Raw genomic sequence first — 824 nt, 5'->3', positions numbered from 1 at the left:
GCCCAGTACGTTCAGTGCGAGATCAGCCGGTGGTGATGTTCTCCGCCTGGGGGCCCTTCTGGCCCTGGACTACGTCGAACGTCACGGTCTGGCCCTCCTGGAGCTCACGGAAGCCCGTGGAGTTGATCGCGGAGTAGTGCGCGAAGACGTCCGGGCCGCCACCGTCCTGGGCGATGAAGCCGAAGCCCTTCTCCGCGTTGAACCACTTCACAGTTCCCGTAGCCATAGTCATGCCTTCCAGTCGATGAACGTCTGCCCCCTGTGGGGAAGACGGAGGTGATCGCCCTGGTCCCTGCGGCACAGCACAGCAAAGCGCCCACACCAAGGGCGTGGGCAAGGGGAACTCCGAACCACGACAGCTCACGCAGACGCTACCCGTCCGCGCCCGCCATCACCACAGAAAAAACCCCGCGTCGCATTTCGGCCACGCATGTGGGTGATGGCCCGCCGACCCGGCGGGCACGCTCACTTCAGTTCGCCGCCGACGGATTGGACGACGTGTCGGCGCGCCGGTACTCGGCGTTGATGCGCTGGGCTTCTTCGAGCTGGTCCTCAAGGATGATGATCCGGCAGGCGGCCTCGATCGGGGTGCCACGGTCGACGAGTTCACGCGCACGGGCCGCGATGCGCAGTTGGTAGCGGGAGTAGCGGCGGTGTCCGCCCTCCGAGCGCAGTGGCGTGATCAGTCGCGCTTCGCCGAGGGCCCGGAGGAACCCGGGAGTGGTACCGAGCATCTCGGCGGCCCGGCCCATCGTGTAGGCGGGGTAGTCGTCGTCGTCAAGACGGCCCAGCGAGTCGTCTGCTGTCATCTCACCTCTCTTGTG

Annotated in this window: 2 protein-coding genes; both read right to left on the bottom strand. The window is 66.3% G+C overall.

The features are described from left to right. Positions 1–22 precede the first annotated feature (22 nt). On the bottom strand, positions 23–226 hold the full coding sequence (locus STRTUCAR8_RS07335; protein WP_044471788.1) for a cold-shock protein: 204 nt from the start codon (positions 224–226) through the stop codon (positions 23–25). A gap of 244 nt (positions 227–470) precedes the next feature. After that, complete coding sequence (locus tag STRTUCAR8_RS07330) at positions 471–809, bottom strand: helix-turn-helix domain-containing protein (protein ID WP_044471789.1); 339 nt, start codon at positions 807–809, stop codon at positions 471–473. Positions 810–824 lie beyond the last annotated feature (15 nt).

This window comes from Streptomyces turgidiscabies Car8, assembly GCF_000331005.1.
Classification (GTDB): Bacteria; Actinomycetota; Actinomycetes; order Streptomycetales; family Streptomycetaceae; genus Streptomyces; species Streptomyces turgidiscabies.
The sequence above is the reverse complement of the archived record's forward strand: the minus strand, read 5'-3'. Positions and strand labels throughout refer to the sequence as shown.

Bases quoted from the DNA above. Each gene is read 5' to 3' on its own strand.
- STRTUCAR8_RS07335 (WP_044471788.1), bottom strand. From the start codon at position 226: ATGGCTACGGGAACTGTGAAGTGGTTCAACGCGGAGAAGGGCTTCGGC.
- STRTUCAR8_RS07330 (WP_044471789.1), bottom strand. From the start codon at position 809: ATGACAGCAGACGACTCGCTGGGCCGTCTTGACGACGACGACTACCCC.